Annotated in this window: 11 protein-coding genes and 5 pseudogenes; 8 read left to right on the plus strand and 8 right to left on the minus strand. The window is 63.5% G+C overall.

Annotated elements, in window-relative coordinates; translation table 11 throughout:
- Positions 1 to 256: 256 nt before the first annotated feature.
- Complete coding sequence (locus tag FCN77_RS09625; protein ID WP_137322098.1) at positions 257 to 1018, plus strand: alpha/beta hydrolase; 762 nt, start codon at positions 257 to 259, stop codon at positions 1016 to 1018.
- A 288-nt stretch (positions 1019 to 1306) separates the two neighbouring features.
- Here FCN77_RS09625 and FCN77_RS09630 read toward each other — a convergent pair.
- The 8 genes and pseudogenes from FCN77_RS09630 to FCN77_RS09670 all read right to left on the minus strand — a co-directional run.
- Positions 1307 to 3313: pseudogene (locus FCN77_RS09630) on the minus strand (ATP-dependent Clp protease ATP-binding subunit); the annotation flags it as partial.
- Between the two features lie 51 nt (positions 3314 to 3364).
- A protein-coding gene (locus FCN77_RS09635; protein ID WP_137322099.1) for an IS3 family transposase occupies positions 3365 to 4548 on the minus strand; the annotation gives its coding sequence in 2 pieces (ribosomal slippage) (positions 3365 to 4287 and positions 4287 to 4548; 1185 coding nt in all).
- 131 nt (positions 4549 to 4679) lie between these two features.
- A pseudogene (locus FCN77_RS09640) lies at positions 4680 to 5116 on the minus strand (Clp protease N-terminal domain-containing protein); the annotation flags it as partial.
- Between the two features lie 621 nt (positions 5117 to 5737).
- On the minus strand, positions 5738 to 6502 hold the full coding sequence (locus tag FCN77_RS09650) for an alpha/beta fold hydrolase (RefSeq protein ID WP_137322100.1): 765 nt from the start codon (positions 6500 to 6502) through the stop codon (positions 5738 to 5740).
- A 315-nt stretch (positions 6503 to 6817) separates the two neighbouring features.
- Positions 6818 to 7870 carry an IS30 family transposase gene (locus FCN77_RS09655; protein ID WP_217496303.1) on the minus strand — a complete coding sequence of 351 codons (1053 nt, stop codon included), beginning with the start codon at positions 7868 to 7870 and terminating at the stop codon, positions 6818 to 6820.
- A 938-nt stretch (positions 7871 to 8808) separates the two neighbouring features.
- Entirely contained in the window at positions 8809 to 9588 is a 780-nt protein-coding gene (istB, locus tag FCN77_RS09660; protein WP_302647292.1) for an IS21-like element helper ATPase IstB, read from the minus strand.
- Positions 9585 to 10559 (minus strand): annotated as a pseudogene (locus FCN77_RS09665) (IS21 family transposase); the annotation flags it as partial. The pseudogene FCN77_RS09665 and the gene istB, both read right to left, overlap by 4 nt.
- A gap of 180 nt (positions 10560 to 10739) precedes the next feature.
- Positions 10740 to 11063 carry an N-acetyltransferase gene (locus FCN77_RS09670; protein ID WP_137322101.1) on the minus strand — a complete coding sequence of 108 codons (324 nt, stop codon included), beginning with the start codon at positions 11061 to 11063 and terminating at the stop codon, positions 10740 to 10742.
- A 290-nt stretch (positions 11064 to 11353) separates the two neighbouring features.
- Here FCN77_RS09670 and FCN77_RS09675 point away from each other — a divergent pair, with 290 nt between their 5' ends.
- The 7 genes and pseudogenes from FCN77_RS09675 to FCN77_RS27630 all read left to right on the plus strand — a co-directional run bounded on the left by FCN77_RS09675 (position 11354) and on the right by FCN77_RS27630 (position 17658).
- A complete protein-coding gene (locus tag FCN77_RS09675) occupies positions 11354 to 12616 on the plus strand; it encodes a site-specific integrase (RefSeq protein ID WP_137322102.1) in 1263 nt (420 codons plus the stop codon).
- Positions 12613 to 13578: a tyrosine-type recombinase/integrase gene (locus tag FCN77_RS09680; protein ID WP_137322103.1), complete on the plus strand. Its 966-nt coding sequence runs from the start codon at positions 12613 to 12615 to the stop codon at positions 13576 to 13578. The genes FCN77_RS09675 and FCN77_RS09680 overlap by 4 nt, the downstream gene beginning before the upstream one ends.
- On the plus strand, positions 13575 to 14585 hold the full coding sequence (locus FCN77_RS09685) for a tyrosine-type recombinase/integrase (RefSeq protein WP_137322104.1): 1011 nt from the start codon (positions 13575 to 13577) through the stop codon (positions 14583 to 14585). The genes FCN77_RS09680 and FCN77_RS09685 overlap by 4 nt, the downstream gene beginning before the upstream one ends.
- 14 nt (positions 14586 to 14599) lie before the next feature.
- A pseudogene (locus tag FCN77_RS09690) lies at positions 14600 to 14860 on the plus strand (transposase); the annotation flags it as partial.
- A gap of 113 nt (positions 14861 to 14973) precedes the next feature.
- Complete coding sequence (locus tag FCN77_RS09695) at positions 14974 to 16275, plus strand: ISL3 family transposase (RefSeq protein ID WP_137322105.1); 1302 nt, start codon at positions 14974 to 14976, stop codon at positions 16273 to 16275.
- A 22-nt stretch (positions 16276 to 16297) separates the two neighbouring features.
- Positions 16298 to 17231, plus strand: a pseudogene (locus FCN77_RS09700) (IS3 family transposase); the annotation flags it as partial.
- 232 nt (positions 17232 to 17463) lie between these two features.
- Positions 17464 to 17658, plus strand: coding sequence for a hypothetical protein (locus FCN77_RS27630; protein WP_368074338.1), 195 nt, complete (start codon positions 17464 to 17466; stop codon positions 17656 to 17658).
- Positions 17659 to 17978: the final 320 nt, after the last annotated feature.

Genomic DNA, 17978 nt, shown 5'->3' on the forward strand with positions numbered 1-17978 from the left:
TCGGCCGGTCTTACTGCGACAAGCGGAGCGTATCCCAGTTCCAAGGAAGTGAGACACCCTAGGGAGTCAACGCGAAATCTTGCGCAAATGACGACGGGGGGTGCACTATAAACGTCGAAGGTCGTGACGCTATGCGAGGAGGTGAGCACCCAATGAACGCTTTGTCCACTTTGGGCGCTCCCCTAGAATTCACGATCGTGCGACTGACGTAGCCGTCGCCGGGGAGTGCTGTATTCCCTTCTAGAAAGCTGCGATCATGCACAAATTTCTCTTTACTGCGGAGTCGACGTTTGACGGAGTCGTCGACCGCTCCTTCACTCTCGGCGACATCCCCGGCGTTCTCTGGTCTCCGGAGTCGCCTGCTTCTGGCGCACCCCTGATGCTCATGGGGCACGGCGGCGGGCTCAACAAGCGCGCTCCCGGCTTGGTCGCCCGCGCCCGGGCGATGGCCGCCGAGCACGGTTTCCACGCGGCGGCGATCGACGTGCAAGGGCACGGCGACCGCTCACGGACGGACCGGGATCAACGCTGGGTCGACGAGATGCTGCGGGCACGTGCGGCTGGCGAGTCGTTGGCCCCCAGTATTACCGCGTACAACGGGTCCCTCGCAGATCGGACCGTACCAGAATGGCAGGCCACTATTGACGCCCTTCAGGCGTTGCCGGAAGTCGGGACAGACGCGCCGATAGGCTACATGGGAATGACGCTCGCGACCACAATCGGCATCCCTCTGGCGGCAGCCGACGCGCGCATCCGGGCCGCGATCTTCGGTGGAGTCTTCGTTTACGACGCCCTGCTCTCGGCGGCACGCGAGGTCAGCATCCCGATCGAGTTCCTCATGCCCTTGGACGACCCCGAGATCGACCGAGCGTCAGGGCTGGAGATCTTCGACGCCTTCGGATCCACGGAGAAGACACTGCTCGCGTTCCCGGGCAGCCACTTCCGAGTTCCACAGACGCAACTCGACACGAGCTTCTTCGTCCGCCAGTTCGAGCGGGCAGGGATGCCGCTGGCGTAGGTCTAGGGTCCTTAAGTCCCGCTGGCCCGTCCACGAATCGAGCCCGGGCGCAGAGCAATGAAGCACTCTACGACCGCATCATTGCTCTGCGCCTTTCGGGGATTTGGACCCGCGGAGAGTGGCCCGCCCAGGGTTTCCCGGTTCCAAGAAAATGAGACACTCCCGGCAAACCGAAGAGTGAGCCGTGAGAGGTCCCTCACCGAGAAGCTAGCCAGAGTATGAACTCGATATATCCACAGGTGTGGAAAATGCTTATCCACAACCAAACGCATGTTCTGTGTGGTTGGTTCAGCTTGGTGCGGGCAGTGCGCCCGGGATCCGGGGTTTGGTGTTTGCTGTGAAGGTGAACTTCGCGTCGTCGCCGGCGCCGTCCACATCCACGACAACGTTGTCGCCTTGGTGGATTTCGCCGTAGAGGATCTTCTCGGAGAGCTGGTTTTCGATTTCGTGCTGGATGGTGCGGCGCAGCGGGCGGGCACCCATGGCGGGGTCGTAGCCGCGGGTGGCGAGGAGTTCCTTGGCCGCGGTGGTGAGTTCGATGCCGATGTCCTTGTCTGTCAGGCGCTGCTGCAGGAGGCCGATCATCAGGTTTACGATCTGGATGATCTCGTTCCGGGTCAGCTGGGGGAAGACGATGACGTCGTCTACGCGGTTGAGGAACTCGGGGCGGAAGTGCTGCTTGAGCTCTTCGGTAACGCGGGCGCGCATCCGGTTGTAGCCGGTCTGCGTGTCCGTGCCGGACTGGAAGCCGGTGGCTACGCTTTTGGAGATGTCCTTGGTTCCGAGGTTGGTGGTCATGATGATCACGGTGTTCTTGAAGTCCACCACCCGGCCGTGGCTATCCGTCAGATGGCCGTCTTCGAGGATCTGCAGCAGTGAGTTGAACAGGTCGGCGTGGGCCTTCTCAACCTCGTCGAACAGGACCACGGAGAACGGACGGCGCCGGACCTTTTCGGTTAGCTGCCCGCCCTCGTCGTACCCGACGTAGCCCGGAGGGGCACCGAAGAGGCGCGAAACCGTGTGCTTCTCGGAGTATTCGGACATGTCCAGGGTGATCAGCGTGTCTTCTTCGCCGAACAGGAACTCGGCGAGGGCCTTGGCGAGCTCGGTCTTGCCGACACCGGTGGGGCCGGCAAAGATGAACGAGCCGCCGGGACGCTTGGGGTCCTTCAGGCCGGCACGGGTGCGGCGGATAGCCCGCGAAACCGACCTAATCGCTTCGTCCTGTCCGACGATGCGCCTATGCATCTCGTCTTCCATCTTCAGCAGACGCGAGGATTCCTCCTCGGTCAGCTTGAACACCGGGATGCCGGTGGAGTTCGCCAGCACCTCGGCGATCAGTTCCTCGTCAACCTCGGAGATGTCATCCATGCCGCCGGACTTCCAGCGGCGTTCCTTCTCTGCCCGTTCGGCGATGAGTTTCTGCTGCTTGTCGCGCAGCGACGCGGCCGCCTCGTAGTCCTGCGCGTCAATCGCGGACTCCTTTTCCGTCCGGACGTTGGCGATCGTCTCAGCCATAGCCTTGAGCTCAGGCGGAGCGGTCATGCGGCGGATGCGCAGCCGTGCACCGGCTTCGTCGATGAGGTCGATCGCCTTGTCCGGCAGGAAGCGGTCCGAAATGTATCGCTCCGAGAGCTTCGCGGCGGCGACCAGCGCGCCGTCGGTGATGGTGACGCGGTGGTGCGCCTCGTAGCGGTCGCGCAGGCCCTTGAGAATTTCGATGGTGTGGGCCACGGCGGGTTCCTGAACCTGGATCGGCTGGAAGCGGCGCTCCAGGGCGGCGTCCTTTTCGATGTGCTTGCGGTATTCATCCAGCGTGGTGGCACCGATGGTCTGGAGCTCACCGCGGGCCAGTAACGGCTTCAGGATGGAAGCGGCATCGATGGCGCCTTCGGCGGCACCGGCACCGACCAGGGTGTGGATTTCGTCGATGAACAAGATGATGTCCCCGCGGGTGCGGATCTCCTTGAGGACCTTCTTCAGCCGCTCTTCGAAGTCACCACGGTACCGGGAGCCTGCCACCACGGAACCCAGGTCCAGGGTGTAGATCTGCTTGTCCCTGAGAGTCTCCGGGACATCGCCCCGGACGATCGCCTGGGCGAGGCCCTCGACGACGGCGGTCTTGCCGACGCCGGGCTCGCCGATCAGGACAGGGTTGTTCTTGGTGCGCCGCGACAGGACCTGCATGACGCGTTCCATTTCCTGTTCGCGTCCGATGACCGGGTCCAGCTTGTTCTCGCGCGCGGCCTGGGTCAGGTTGCGGCCGAACTGGTCCAGGACAACGGATCCGGCGGGAGCCGCTTGAGCTGCTGCGGGTATTTCGGACAGCGGAATTAGTGGATTCTTCTACGCTGCCAGGGCTGGCTGTTGATAACCATAGTGGACTTCGTTGGGCCGACGGTAACCGAGCGCGGAGTGACGGCGCCGGCTGTTGTAAAACCCCTCGATGTAGCGGATGAGATCGCTCCGGGCTTGTGATTTCGTCGCGTACACGGTCCGGTACACACGCTCGTTTTTCAGGGCTGAGAAGAACGATTCGGCCATGCTGTTGTCCCAGCACACGCCGGTGCGTCCCATTGAGGAGCGCATGCCCAGACCTGTCACCAGGGCCCTGAAATCGGTTGAGGTGTAGACGCTGCCCCGATCGGAATGCCAGATCGCGTCAGGCTCGATCCGGGTCGTGGCGGCGGCGTTCTTGAGCGCATCGGCGACGAGCTCGGTGCGCATGTGATCAGCGATGGACCAGCCGACGACCTTCTTCGAGTAGCAGTCGATGGCGGTGGCGAGGTAGACGAATCCTTGCCAGGTGTGGATGTAGGTGATGTCGCCGACGAACTTCACCCCGGGCCGGTCGGCGGTGAAGTTCCGGTTGACCAGGTCCGGCATGCCCGCGGCAGCCTCAGCGTCAGCCTCGGTGGTGACGCGGAACGGGCGTGGCTGACAGGCCACCAGGCCCTGGCAGCGCATGATTTGCCGCACCAGCTCGGGCGAGCACTCGGTCTGTTCCGCGGCGAGATCGGCATGGATGCGCCGGTAGCCGTAGGTGCCCTCGGACTCCTCGAAGAAGTGCTGGATCCGCGCGGTCAGGCCCTGACGGCGGGCCGCCGTGGCCGATTGCGGGCGTGTGGCCCAGTGATAGAAACCGGACGTCGAGACGGCCAACCAGCGGCACATTTTCACGACCGAATTGAGATTGGCGGGCTCAGCTTTTTGGGAATCGATGAATTCATACTTGCTCACTACCGCTGCTCCCGCGCGAAGTAAGCGCTGGCTTTTTTCAGGAAGGCAGTCTCCGCCCGCAGCTCTTGAACTTCACGCTCGAGCTCCTTCAGCCGTGCCCGTTCCGAAACCGTCAGATCCACCTCCGTGCCGCCGTTCGCCTCGCGGTACTTGACCAGCCAATTGCGGAGCGTCTCGGGGCCGACACCGTACGCGGTGGCCACGTCCTTGATCGGCTTGGACGTGTTGATCACCTCGCGGCACAGCTCGTCCTTGAACTCCTGGGTAAATCGCTTGCGTGATGCGGTCATGCTGATCTCTACTTTCGGTAGACCCCCATTTTAAGAGGGCCCACTGTCCGAGATCTCCGCGGCAGCTCAGCTTCAGCCTGGTCCTGGCCGGCGCCGGGGCCGGGGCCGGGGCCGGGGCCGGCGGTTTCACGCTGGTAGCCGGACAGCAGCTGGATCACCTGCTGGCGGACACCTTTCAGGTCCCCGCCGAGCTTCACCAGCACCTGGGCGGCCACGCCCTCACCCTCATGGACGAGGCCGAGCAGGATGTGCTCCGTGCCGATGTAGTTGTGGCCCAGTTGCAGGGCTTCACGGAGTGCGAGCTCCAGCACCTTCTTGGCGCGCGGAGTGAAGGGGATGTGGCCGGCCGGGGACGGTTGGCCCGGGCCGAGAATCTCCTGCACCTGCTCGCGGACACCGTCGAGCGAAATACCCAAGGACTCAAGAGCTTTGGCGGCAACGCCCTCACCCTCCTGGATCAGACCCAAGAGGATATGCTCGGTACCGATGTAATTGTGGTTCAGCATGCGCGCCTCTTCTGGGCAAGCACAACTGCACGACGGGCACGGTCGGTAAATCGCTCAAACATTGCGCCACACTCCTGGCTAACGTACCTTGATGCTACGTCTCCGCGGACCTTCGCGGGTGTTCGCCGAGAGAGGGGATAGTGACAGAGGGATTGCCACTTTCGGTCGAGCGCCTTCCCCGATAGCCGTTCAGATGACTTGCAATGGATCCGGCCGGAGGAAACCCACAGACCGGCGCAGCAGCGGATAAGCACCCCTTCCACAATGGATCACGGGCCTGAATGGCGTAGATTCCACCGGGATGCGCAGCACCTCCACTCATGCCGGCATTATCCTTGGCCTTGCAGGGGGCATCGGAGGGGAGTGGTTTCAATGGTGAACATCGGGGTGGTCGTTGGCAGCACCCGGCACGGACGCCGGAGCAAGCAGGTTGCCGAGTGGGTGCTTTCCCGTGCCCGGCCGAGCCCCGAGCGCCAGCGCGGTGGTCCAAGGCACGGATACGCCTGAGCAGGCTGTCATTTGGTCAGTTGGCGGTTTTGCTCTGTTCCGCCGGCTTTACGCAAGACCCTGCGCAGGGCTGCCGCCCATTCGTGGGGCATGTCTGTGTACGAGCCGTGGTGGCCGGGAAATGTCACCAATTCACAGCCCAGCCGCTCTGCCAAGATGCGTGAAACCTCACTAAGTCAGGTCTGCCGGTCCTGGGCCCACTTGCCCACGGCCACAATGATGGTCACCCCGTTGCGGCGAATCAGTTGAACATCCGGGAGATAGTTCGTGACCGGCAGGAGTTCGAGCTTCATCAGGACATTGTTCGTGTCGAGCGAACTGATGCGATCCTCGTGTTGCCGGAACTCTCTACGGCCGCGGGCGTACTCCACGGCCTGGGTGTGTCCTTTGACAAGCTTCCTCACGGGAACCTGAATTCCGAAGATGAAACGAAGCCCTGCCAGCGAAGAGCCGAAATGGTGGGCCGTTCTATATACGTTGGCGAAGAAACGCTGCCACTTGGCAGCGTTCGGGGATACCCTCGCGCACGGCGGCTCGTGAGCGACGGCGGCCCGCACGGCATGGGGTTGGGTCCTCGCCGCATCGAGGGCAATTACATCTCCGCTGCTGCTCCCGAAGATGAAGGCCGCTTGCTCGCCGGCGGCATGGATGACTGCTACCGCATCCCGGCTTTGCTGGCTGATCTCGAAATTCTGGGGACTATTGGAAGTACTGCGGGCGTTCGCACGGCGGTCGTAGGTGATGACCTTGAATTCATCTGAGAGGAGGTCCGCGACGGCGGCATACACGTCGGCGTCTCCGCCGGCTCCTGGGATCAACAAAAGCGCCGGCCCGTGACCTCGCACTTCGAAGTACAGGTCGTCGCCTTCCGACCTGACACGGCTCGTCGTCACCCTGACGTTGGGCCGTGGAGTACTGGATTCCGGCCCAGATGTCGTCATGGTCGAACAGTACTCCAAATGGCTGGGGAGACGGGATGAGGAGGAGCCTCAAGCACACGCAGGCGGACTCGCTGCCCTCGACAAGACCGGAAAGTCTACGGCCCAGCGTCCAGTTGGCATTGCGTCCAAGGGAGTCCGGTTGAAGGGGCCTTGCAGGAGACAAAGACGCCGCCCCCATGTGAGGTGCTGCAAGTACGAAAAGCAACAGTTTCACGGCCGCAACGGCCGGCTGTCAATGGCCAATAGTTTGTGCCCATGGGCGGCCAGCAGAAATGCCCGCTGCTTGAATTCCAGGGGTCGTTGCAACACCCGTGCTTAGCTGGCTATCAGTAAATCACGTAGGCGCTCGGCTGGGGTGTCCCAGTCGAGCGTTTTGCGTGGTCGGGCGTTGAGTTCTTGGGCGACGTGCTCGAGGTCCTCGGGCCCGTAGGCGTTCAGGTCTGCGCCTTTGGGGAAGTATTGGCGTAGCAGCCCGTTGGTGTTCTCGTTGGATCCGCGTTGCCAGGGGCTGGCGGGGTCGCAGAAGTAGACGTCCATGTCGGTGGCGATGCTGAAAGCCTTATGTTTGGCCATTTCGGCGCCTTGGTCCCAAGTGAGGGATCCGCGCAGGTGCGCCGGTAGGGTGGACATGGTCTTGATCAGCCCGTCGCGGACTGATTCGGCGGTGTGGTCCACCGGCAGGTGCACCAACATCACGTATCGCGTGGTGCGTTCAACCAGCGTTGCGATCGCGGACTGGTTGTAAGCTCCGGTCACTAAATCCCCCTCCCAATGCCCCGGGACGGCGCGGTCTTCGACCTCGGCGGGGCGTTCGGAAATGTTGATCATCGGGTCACGGAAACGGTTGGTGCGTTCTTCGGGGTTCCTGTGCTGCTTGCGGCGGGTCCGGCCGGTGCGCAGGGCTTCTTTGACCTCGCGTTTGAGTCCACCGCGGGCCTGAAAGTAGAGGGCCTGGTATATCGTTTCGGGGCTCACGCGCATCTGCTCGTCATCGGGGAATTCCTTGATCAGGAGCTTGGAAATCTGTTGTGGGGACCAGCGTGTGAGGAGCTTGGTTTTCACGTAGTCGTGTAGTTCCCCGGGTTCTGCCAGCTTACTGTCCTTCGGCCGTGCCCGGGCCGCAGTGGCCGCCCGGTGAGCACCGTAAGGCCGGTAACCCAGCACCGGGTGGCTGTTGCGTTTGATCTCCCGGCTAATGGTGCCCACGGACCGGCCCAGCGCCCTGCCGATCGCCTGCATTGAGGTTCCTTGGGACCGCAGGTCCGCGATCCTCTCCCGCTCGGACAGGGACAGGTAGCGGGCGCTGACGGACTGCTCCAGCGCTTCCAACGCCACCGCGGGTGCCGGCTCAGCCACCGGCGCTGTCAACTCCGGTGCCGCTGCAGGGGCCGAAGGTTCCGCGAATGTAGTTGTCACTTCCTGTTTATACGGCAGATCCGCGGCATGACCTTGGGCCGCGGCCGTGTCCTTTGCAGTCTGTTGCCGGTCCCAGTTGTAGGAGCTCGGTTTGCTTGCACCGACTGCGAGGGCTGCGTCCCTCCGGCCGGCTCCTTCTTGGCGCAAGCGCAGGTAGTGAAGCTGCTTCGCCGATGGCCGTCGCGGACTGACGGAGACCAGACCGGCGGCTTTGGCCCAGTTGGAGCAGGTGGAGTAGTTCAGGCCGAGTTCTCTGGCGGCAACGCTGACGCTGCCGACTTCCCGCAGCAGGCCCAGGAACTCCTCAATCACCGACGGTGGGTGGCGCCGCGCCGGATCAGCATTCACAGTTCTCGTGGCCCGTGGTTTTCTCCCAGCAGGATTAACCTTGCCGGCCCAGTTATGCGCGGTGCTGATGTTCAATCCCAGCTCCTGGGCCGCCGCGGTGATGGTGCCGGCCCGGTCCAAGACGGCATAGAAGTGGTCCTTATCCGCCTGGGTGTACTGGCGCTGCGGCCTGATCCCTTCAGCGTTCGCCCACTTCTGGCAGGTGCTCCGGTTAATGCCGAGCTCCTTGGCCGCCGCGGCAACACTTCCCAACCGCTCAACGGCAGAAAGGAAATCCTGTCTTTGCGCACGGGTATGGGACTGCTGGGAACGCTTCCCCTGCGCCCCGGCTCTCGACCCCGGTTCTTTCGGTAGAGGAGATTTTTTCCTTAAGGAAGGACTACTTTTCGATGGTGATCCCATGGGTGTTGCAACTCCCGATTATTCGGGGGTGTTGCAACGATCGCTAGAACTCAAGCTGGTGGCCATGAAAACTGCCCACTCATGGCCACCAGATCTGCCCACCATGTGTTTGGCGGCGTTGGCCATGTTGGGGTTTGGGTTTAGTTCATTGGTGTGACTCCTTTTCCGGCCAGGGCCTGGCTGAGGCGGATTGAATCTCCTGAGGTCTGGCAGAGGTGGGCGTGGTGGAGCAGCCGGTCGACGGTTGCCGTGGCGAGGGTTTTAGGCATGAGCTCGTCAAAGCCGGCGGGATGCAAATTTGAGGACACCGCGATGGACCGTTTCTCATAGGCAGCGTCGACGAGGCGGTAGAGCCCCTCGGCCGCGTCGGTGCCCACCGGCAAGAGGCCTATGTCATCGACCACCACCAAATCTGCGCGTAGGATCCGGGCCACGACTTTGGTTACGCTGTCATCGGAGCGGTGGGCGCGCATGAGAGCGCCGAGGTCCTCGAGGCGGAACCAGGCGACCCGCATGCCGGCCTCGACGGCCTGCTGCCCGAGGGCCTCGAGGAAGAACGTTTTGCCTGTGCCGGATGGGCCGCAGATCACGACGTTCTCCTTCCGTCCGATCCATTCCAGCGTCCGCAGTGCCTGCTGTGTCGGGGCGGGGATCGAGGAAGCGGCAGGGTCCCAGGTGTCGAAGGTTTTCCCGGTCGGGAAGCCCGCGGCTTTGCGCCGGGTGGCGAGCATGGACCGGGACCGGCCGGCGACTTCCTCGACGAAGAGGGCTTTGATGACCTCGGCCGGTTCCCAACGCTGGGCGCGGGCGGTCGCGATCAGTTCCGGGGCCAGAGCCCGTGCATGGGGCATCTTCAGCTGCCGCATCAGCGCCTCCAGCTCCGGCGCCAGCACGGGTGCGGTGCCCGGGACGGGACTCACGCGCTTTCCTCCAGAACGCCGGCGGTTGCGGGCGGGCGGCCGATGGCGGCCCACCCGGCCGTGCCTTGGGTGAGGGACCGGGTTTCCCCGGCGGCATGGGTCGTGGTGCGGGTCAGGGCGGCGGTGAGGATCGAGGCGAGGTCCTTGTTCGCGAAGCGGCCATGGATGGCCGCGGTTCCCAGTGCATGGTCGACATCGGCCTGGCCTGCGATCTTGGCCAGGGCGACCGCTTCGGCCATCTTCACGTTCATCCGGGCCGTGCCCGCCGCGGCGGCTTCGAGCAGCCAGGTCCGGGCGCCGTCCCCGATCGCGAGGAACTCCGCTTCCGCGGCCGTCCTGGCTTTCGCCATGTAATCGCCCGGGATCCTGGGCCGGTGGTCCGGGAAATGCGCGTCGTTGATCGCCGGGCTGCCGGGCCGGGCCCGCGGGTGTCGGGCGACTTCCACCGGTCCTTTGCTGCCGTGGTGGACCACGATGACCTGCTCGTCGGGCCCGGCGCCGTGGGATCGGACGAACACCTTCGCGCCGAGCAGATACGCCGGGACGGAGTACTGGCCGTTCTCGAACGTGACCATCGGCGTGTTCTCCGGGACGGACCGGGAGAGGCCGAACGCGACCGTGTGAGCGGTGTCCGGGATCCGGTGCAACCGCGGCGCTTCCTCTGCCAGCATCACGGCGGGTTTGCGTCGGGTGGCACGGTGCTCACGATGATTGACGTCGTCCATGAACGCCTGGCAGGCCGCTTCGATCTCGGCGAAGGAGGCATATTCGGCGCGAAGGTTGATTTCCTTGGGCACGATGTCGGCTTTGGCGATCTTCACCGAGGCCTCCACCCCGCCCTTGGACGCGGGATCCGCCTGCTGGCAGGTCAGCACCGTGACGCCGTAATGGCGGGCGAAGTCGACCGTCTGCTGGTTGCGGACCGGGACCCCGGCGACATGGGAAACGGTGACCGTTTTCTCGTTATCTGTGTTCTGTGGCCTGCGGGGTTATGTGGCCCGCAGGCCGTGCGGTGGGCACCGGCGCGTGCTTCTCGCTCTAAGCCGGTGTTCCATGGCACATAACGTTTGGCTGGGGCGATGGTGGCTACTTGGGTAAGTCTTTCCCTGGCTGGTCTGGGAATGGCCAGCAGCCCGTTCCCGGACCGGCTTTCATAGCTCCTTGAAGTAGACGGCAACAGGTATCTGCGCACAGCCAAGGCTCTCATAGAGCTTGCGGGCCGGGCCGTGGAACGGATCCCCTCCGGTACCGATCTCAACGATTCGGGCCCCTAGGTCCTTCATCCTGGCCATGGCATGCTCACATAGCCGGCGGCCCACGTGGGCGCGCCGGTGCCCTGGTGCCACGGCAAGGATGCTGATCTCGCCATGCTCCCGGGCTGCGTCTATCTGCCAACTGACGAATCCCGCTATGGCGCCCTCAACTTCGCCCACGTCCACAAACTTGCCGGCATCAGGGGCGTGCAGCGTGGGGATAGTCCTGGCGTAGTCCTCACGCCAGTCAGCGTGTTGGACGGCGGGCGGTCGTTCCTCAGAGACGCGTGCGCGTCAAGAAAAAGTGCTCCACGCAAAACACCCTAGACGGAACGAGCTACTTCCTACAATCGACGAGAACTTCAGGCCGCACCTAGACCTCGCGGGCCCTGCCAGTCAAAGCAACTGGTCCCTTCGACCCCTCTCACAGAACATTTCACTGACGTGGTGGCCACGATCCCTGCTTGACGAATATAGAAGCATCAGTCTCTTCGATGAGAAAGGAAGTTGCCATGTTGGAGGAGTATTTCGTCAAGCCGTCCACGGTCGATCGGCTCCGGCGTTCATGGATAGGCGCGGAAATCGAGACCTACGTTGATTGGCTGGCCGCGCACCAGTACAAGGACAGGTACATCTGGTCTCGGGTCCCGGTCATCTTCGCTTTCGGCGAATTTGCCAGCGCCCGGGGTGCCACCAGTATTGGTCAGTTGCCCGAGCACGTGGACGCGTTCGTCGAACACCGGGTTGCACTTCACGATGAGAATACACGTTCGACTCGTTCGATGGCCATCGAAGTTCGGGGCCCTGTGGAGCACATGCTCGCGGTTGTCCTGGCCGGGTACGAGCCGACCGGGCGGAAGCGTGATCTTCATCCGTTCGCCGACACTGTCCCGGGCTTCTTCGACTATCTGGTCCAGGAGCGAGGCCTCCGTCCGTTTACGGTGCGGGGCTACCGCATCCACCTCGACCAATTCGAAACCTACCTGCGGAAGGTCGGCGTGGAGTCGATTCGGGAGATCTCCCCGGCGATCCTCAGTGCCTTCGTCGTGGAGCGCGCTGGCGCCGGTCTGGCCAAGACTACGGTGCGTGATGAAGCGGGTTCGTTGAAGGTTTTCCTGCGTTATGCCCACCGTCAGGGCATCCTTTCCAGAGACCTGAGCTCTGCCGTCGGATGGCCCCAGGTCTATCGGCTATCGGACATTCCCCGCTCCATTTCCTGGGCCGACGTCAATCGGGTGTTGGCCAGTGTTGACCGCCGGACCGATGCGGGCAGGCGCGACTATGCCATTCTGCTGTTGCTGGTCACTTATGGGCTGCGTGGCCGGGAAGTCGCTGCGTTGACCCTTGATGACATCGACTGGAAGCATGAGCGTTTGGCGGTCCCCGAGCGCAAGGCCGGCCACTCCACGGCATTTCCTCTTTCTGCCGTGGTCGGCGAGGCTCTCGTTGACTACCTTCAGCATGGGCGCCCAACAACCAGTGATCGGCACGTGTTCTTTCGTGCCCTGGCTCCCCGCCAGCCGATTAGCGCCGCCGCGGTTTCGTCCTGCGCCCGCCTCTATCTGCTCAAGGCGGGCATCGACGTGCCCCGGCCGGGTTCGCACACGTTGCGCCACACGGCGGTGCAGCGCCTCGTTGATGCGAACTTCGCCCTGAAGACCATCGGTGACTTCGTCGGGCACCGCTCTGCACGTTCCACCGAGGTCTATGCCAAGGTCGCCGTCGAGGCGCTGCGCGACGTCGCCCTGGGTGACGGGGAGGCGGTGCTGGGATGAGCGGGAACCTTGCTGCCGCCGTGGCGGACTTCCTGGCCTACAAGCGGGCACTGGGCCGGAAATACCTGAGCGAGGAAGCGACACTTCACTTGCTCCTTGGCTTCGCCGAACAGCACACGGTGTCCGACCTGGCTGACCTCACCCCGGGGCTGCTTGATGAATTTGTTGCCTCCAGGCCAAGGCACCGGGCCCGCAGTTTCAACCACCTCATTGGAGTACTCGGAAGTTTCCTTGACTGGGCTGTCGGCCAGCAACGCCTGGATACATCTCAATGGCATGGAACCCGGCGCCGGGACACGGACCGGCGACTGCCCTTCCTGTTCGATCCGTCCCAGGCCCGCCAGCTGCTCGAGGCGGCAGCTGCCCTTCCCGACTATTCCCGGGCCACCGGCCGCGGCCCGACCTACCATGCCATCTTCGCCCTGTGCTACGGACTCGGGCTCAGGGTCGGGGAGGCCTGCGGCCTGCACCTGGAGGACATTGATACCGGCAGGCAGCTCCTCATTGTCCGTGGTGGCAAGTTCGGCAAGAGCCGCCTGGTCCCCTTCGGACCGCGCATCGGGGAGCTGCTGGCCCTCCAACTCGGCCGCCGACGCGAGGAAGGTCGCGCCGAACCGGGTGCGCCGCTGTTCACTTTCGACGGCCGGCGCTGCGTCAACCCGTGCGGTGTGAGCGAAACGTTCAGCCGCCTCTCCGCCGGCCTGGCGTTCCCTGTTCCTGAGGGCACGACGGCGCCCCGCTTGCACTGCCTGCGTCATTCCTTCGCCGTGGGCTGCCTGCTGCGCTGGTACCGGGAAGGCTTGGATCCCTCGGCGAAACTCTTCCAGCTCTCAACGTTTATGGGCCGTGTGAACCCATCCTCGACCGCCGTCTACCTGACCATCACCCCGGAACTCCTCTCCGAGGCAAGCCATCGGTTCGAAGCCTATGCCGAACCTGCATGGTTGGAGACGACGCCATGACCGGAACACAACAGCTCGGGCCGCTGATCCACTCCTTCTTCATAGACCACCTCGTCACCGTCAAGGGCCTCCGCCCTGCTTCAGTGCGCAGCTATAGCGACACCATCCGGCTGCTGCTGTGCTTTGTGGCCCGGCAAAAGGGAACCAAGATCACCAGACTCACGCTCGAGGACCTGAGCTTCGATCACATCCTTGGCTTCCTGCGCTACCTCGAAAGCGACCGTCACAACCACGTGCGGACCCGCAACCAACGCCTGGCCGCCCTGCACACCCTTTTCGAATACATCGCCACCCGGGAACCGACGATGCTCGAAACCTGCCAACGGGTTGCCGCCATCCCCATAAAACGGGCAGCACCTGCAGAGACGCACTTCCTGGAACGCGACGAGATGCAGGCACTGCTGCGGCACCTGCCACACGCCGGCCGCCTCGCCCAGCGAGACCACGCCCTGATCCTGTTCCTCTACAACACCGGAGCCCGGGCACAGGAGGTCGCAGAACTCCGGGCCGGAAACCTGCAGCTCATCGAGCCCTTCCTCGTCCGGCTCCACGGCAAGGGAGGCAAATGGAGAACCTGCCCACTATGGGACCAGACAGCGAAACTACTCACCGCCCTGCTTGACTCATCAGGGGAACCAGCGGCAGCAAACGCCCCGGTCTTCTGCTCGACAACCGGTGAAGCTCTCACCCGCTTCGGCATCTACAAGGTCGTGCGGCGCCTCGCCGGCCACCTTGACGATCCCGGCATTAACCGCACGGTCAGCCCGCATGTATTCCGCCACACCGCAGCCATGCATCTCCTTGAATCCGGAGTCGAAATCAACGTCATCCGCGGCTGGCTCGGGCATGCCGACCTGACAACAACGAACCGCTACGCCGAAATCAACACGAGGACAAAATTGGAAGCCCTGCGGGCCACCGAGCCGTCCGATACTTCAGCGGCACACCGCCCTGAGCTGCCGCGGAGTTCTCGGACAGTGGGCCCTCTTAAGATGGGGGTCTACTGAAAGTAGAGATCAGCATGACTGCAGCACGCCGGTGTTTCACCCAGGAGTTCAAAGACGAGTTGTGCCGTGAGGTGATCAACACGTCCAAGCCAATCAAGGATGTTGCCACCTCATACGGCGTTGGCCCCGAGACTCTCCGCAACTGGCTGAACAAATACCGCGAGGCCAACGGGGGCACCGAGTCGGACCTGACGGTGCCGGAACGGGCTCGCCTGAAGGAGCTCGAGAGGGAAAATCAGGAGCTGCGCGCGGAGACTCTATTCCTGAAAAAAGCGGCTCTCCTGACGTAACTGTGGGTGTTTTCGGAGCGCCTTAACGGCCGCACGCCGTTTCCTGTCTAGGTTTCTGACTGTCTAAGGAACAGAAACTATTAGAGCGGGAAAACGGCGTGCGAAATGCAAGACTATGGCGAACTCTGCTCGGTGTCGAGAAAACAGTCGTCGAAGCCATCGATTTTGATGACGAAGCCGGGGTCCTGGTCGCCTCGGTCCGCCCGACTGGATCGGTCCGGAACCGCTGCGGCATCTGCCGGCGCAGGTGTCCGAAATACGACCAGGGGCACGGCCGCCGGCGCTGGCGTTCCCTGGATGCCGGCACGGTCCAGGTCCAGGTGGAGGCCGACGCCCCGAGGATCCGGTGCCGTGAACACGGCGTCACCGTGGCCGCCGTCCCGTGGGCCAGGCATCAGGCCGGACACACCCATCATTTCGATGCGCAGGTCGCCTGGCTTGCCACCCAGACATCCAAGACCGCGATCACCGCGCTGATGCGCATTGCCTGGCGGACCGTCGGGGCGATCATCACCCGGGTCTGGGAGGACACGGCGGCCACTTACGACCCCTTCGCCAACCTGGTCCGGATCGGTATCGATGAGATCTCCTACAAGCGCGGGCACAAGTACCTGACCGTCGTGGTGGACCATGACAGCGGCAGGCTGGTCTGGGCCGCCGTTGGCCGGGACAAGGCCACCCTGGGCACGTTCTTCGATGCCCTCGGAGAAGAACGGTGCGCCGGGATCACGCATGTTTCCGCGGATGGCGCCGACTGGATCGCCGCTGTCGTGGCCGCCCGGTGTCCCGCCGCCATCAGGTGTGCCGACCCGTTCCACGTCGTCAAATGGGCCACCGAAGCCCTCGACGAGGTCCGCCGGGGCGCGTGGAACGACGCCCGCCGGGCGGCCCGGACCGGAGAGGCCAAACGAGGCCGGGGACGCCCGTCCAAAGACGCCCCGGCCAGGCCCCACAGCACTCTTGCCGCCGGGGTGAAGAACTCGCGCTATGCGCTGTGGAAGAACCCGGAGAACCTCACCGAAAAGCAGCAGGCCAAGCTCGCCTGGATCGTGCAGACCGACCCCGGACTCGGCCGGGCGTACTACCTCAAGGAAGGGCTGCGCACGGTCTTCAAACTGCCCTACGACGAAGCCGGAGAAGCGCTCGACAAATGGGTTGCCTGGGCGCGCCGGTGCCGCATTCCATCGTTCGTGAAACTGCAAAAGAGCATCGTCAAACACCGGGAATCCATCCTCGCAGCGATCGAGCACGGGCTCTCCAACGGACGCATCGAATCCATGAACACCAAGATCAGACTCATCACCCGCATCGCCTTCGGCTTCAAATCACCCGAGGCCCTCATCGCCCTGGCCATGCTCAGCCTCGGCGGTCACAAACCGGTGCTCCCGGGCCGAAATTAGCCCACGGATAAGTCAGGAGAGCCAAAAAAGCAGCCGCTTACTTCGCGCGGGAGCAGCGGTAGTGAGCAAGTACGAATACATCGACTCCCAGAAAACTGAGCCCGCCAACCTGAATTCGGTCGTGAAGATGTGCCGCTGGTTAGGCGTCTCCACCTCCGGTTTCTACCACTGGCTGACGCGCCCGCAATCGGCGACCGCCACTCGCCGGAAGGCCCTGATAGCGCGGATCCAACACTATTTCGAGGAGTCCGAAGGCACCCTACGGGTATCGTCGAATCCACGCCGACCTCGCGGCGGAACAGACTGAGTGTTCGCCCGAGCTTGCGCGGCAGCTCCTGCGCCAGGAGGGTCTCGTGGCCTGCCAGCCGCGGCCTTTCCGGGTGACGACCGAGGCCGCCGCCTTGGCCGCGGCGAACATGCCTGACCTCGCCAAGCGTGACTTCACCGCCACTCGCCCAGGGGTGAAGTTCGTCGGCGACATCACCTACATCCACACCTGGCAAGGGTTCATCTACCTGGCCACCGTCATCGACTGCTACTCCAAGAAGGTCGTCGGCTGGTCGATCGCCGATCACATGCGCACCGAACTCGTCGCCGACGCCCTCAAGAACGCCGCGGCAACGACCCTGATCGAGCCTGACGCGATCTGGCACTCCGACCGCGGCAGCGTGTATACCTCGGCCGGGTTTCGGGCCTTGGTGACCGGCCTGGGGATGCGCTCATCGATGGGACGTACGGGCGTGAGTTGGGATAACAGTATGGCGGAATCTTTCTTCTCGATGCTCAAGAACGAGCGTGTTTACCGGACCGTTTACGCGACGAAATCACAGGCCCGCAGCGACGTTATCCGCTATATCGAGGGGTTTTACAATAGTCGGCGCCGACACTCCGCACTCGGTTACCGACGGCCTAACGAAGTCCACTATGGTTATCAACAGCCAGCACTGGCAGCGTAGAAGAATTCACCAATTCCGCTGTCCGAAATCCTCGCGGCAGCTCAAACCCCTCCCATGCGGGGAATGTCTTATGTCCGCGTCTTGCAAGTTGCCGTGGTTGCTTGCCCCGGGAATCGTGGGCATCTCAGGGGTAGGTCCGGTGACCGCGGCGATCATCCCCGCCTCGTAGTCGAACCACGGCAGGGTCCGCTCGGGAGCAGCCTTCGGCGTCCTCGCCGGCGCCAGCCCCATCCTGGCATCCTCTGGTAACACGAACAGGCGCCGGCTCAACCGCTACGGTGACCGGCAACTCAACCGCGCACTGGACGTCGTCGCCAGGACCAGAAGCCTCACAGACCCCGCCACCAGCGCCTACATCGAGCGGCGCACCGCGGAAGGAAAGTGCCCACGGGAAATCCACCGCCAACTCCACACGCTCGTGGCTTGACTCGCCAACATAGAGGGTCGTCGAGTGATGCTCGGCCTCCCGGATCCGAACCTCCACGCCGGCGCCGCATAGCCGAGGATGTTCGACACCCAAAGCCAGAACCGGACGACCCGAAGGAAACTGATTGGTGTTCCTGCCGGAGTCGCAGCCAACGCCCGGAACGGCCGCGTTCACCTGCACCGGAACTGACCGTGGGCTACCGCCTGGACAAATGGTCCTTGGTCGATTCGATCAGGGGTTGCAGGTCAGGTCTTCGCCGGCCGGGGAAGACCTGGGTGACGAGGTCATCGCGGAACACTACAGGCAGTGGAGCCGGACGC

The organism is Arthrobacter sp. 24S4-2 (genome assembly GCF_005280255.1).
Classification (GTDB): Bacteria; Actinomycetota; Actinomycetes; order Actinomycetales; family Micrococcaceae; genus Arthrobacter.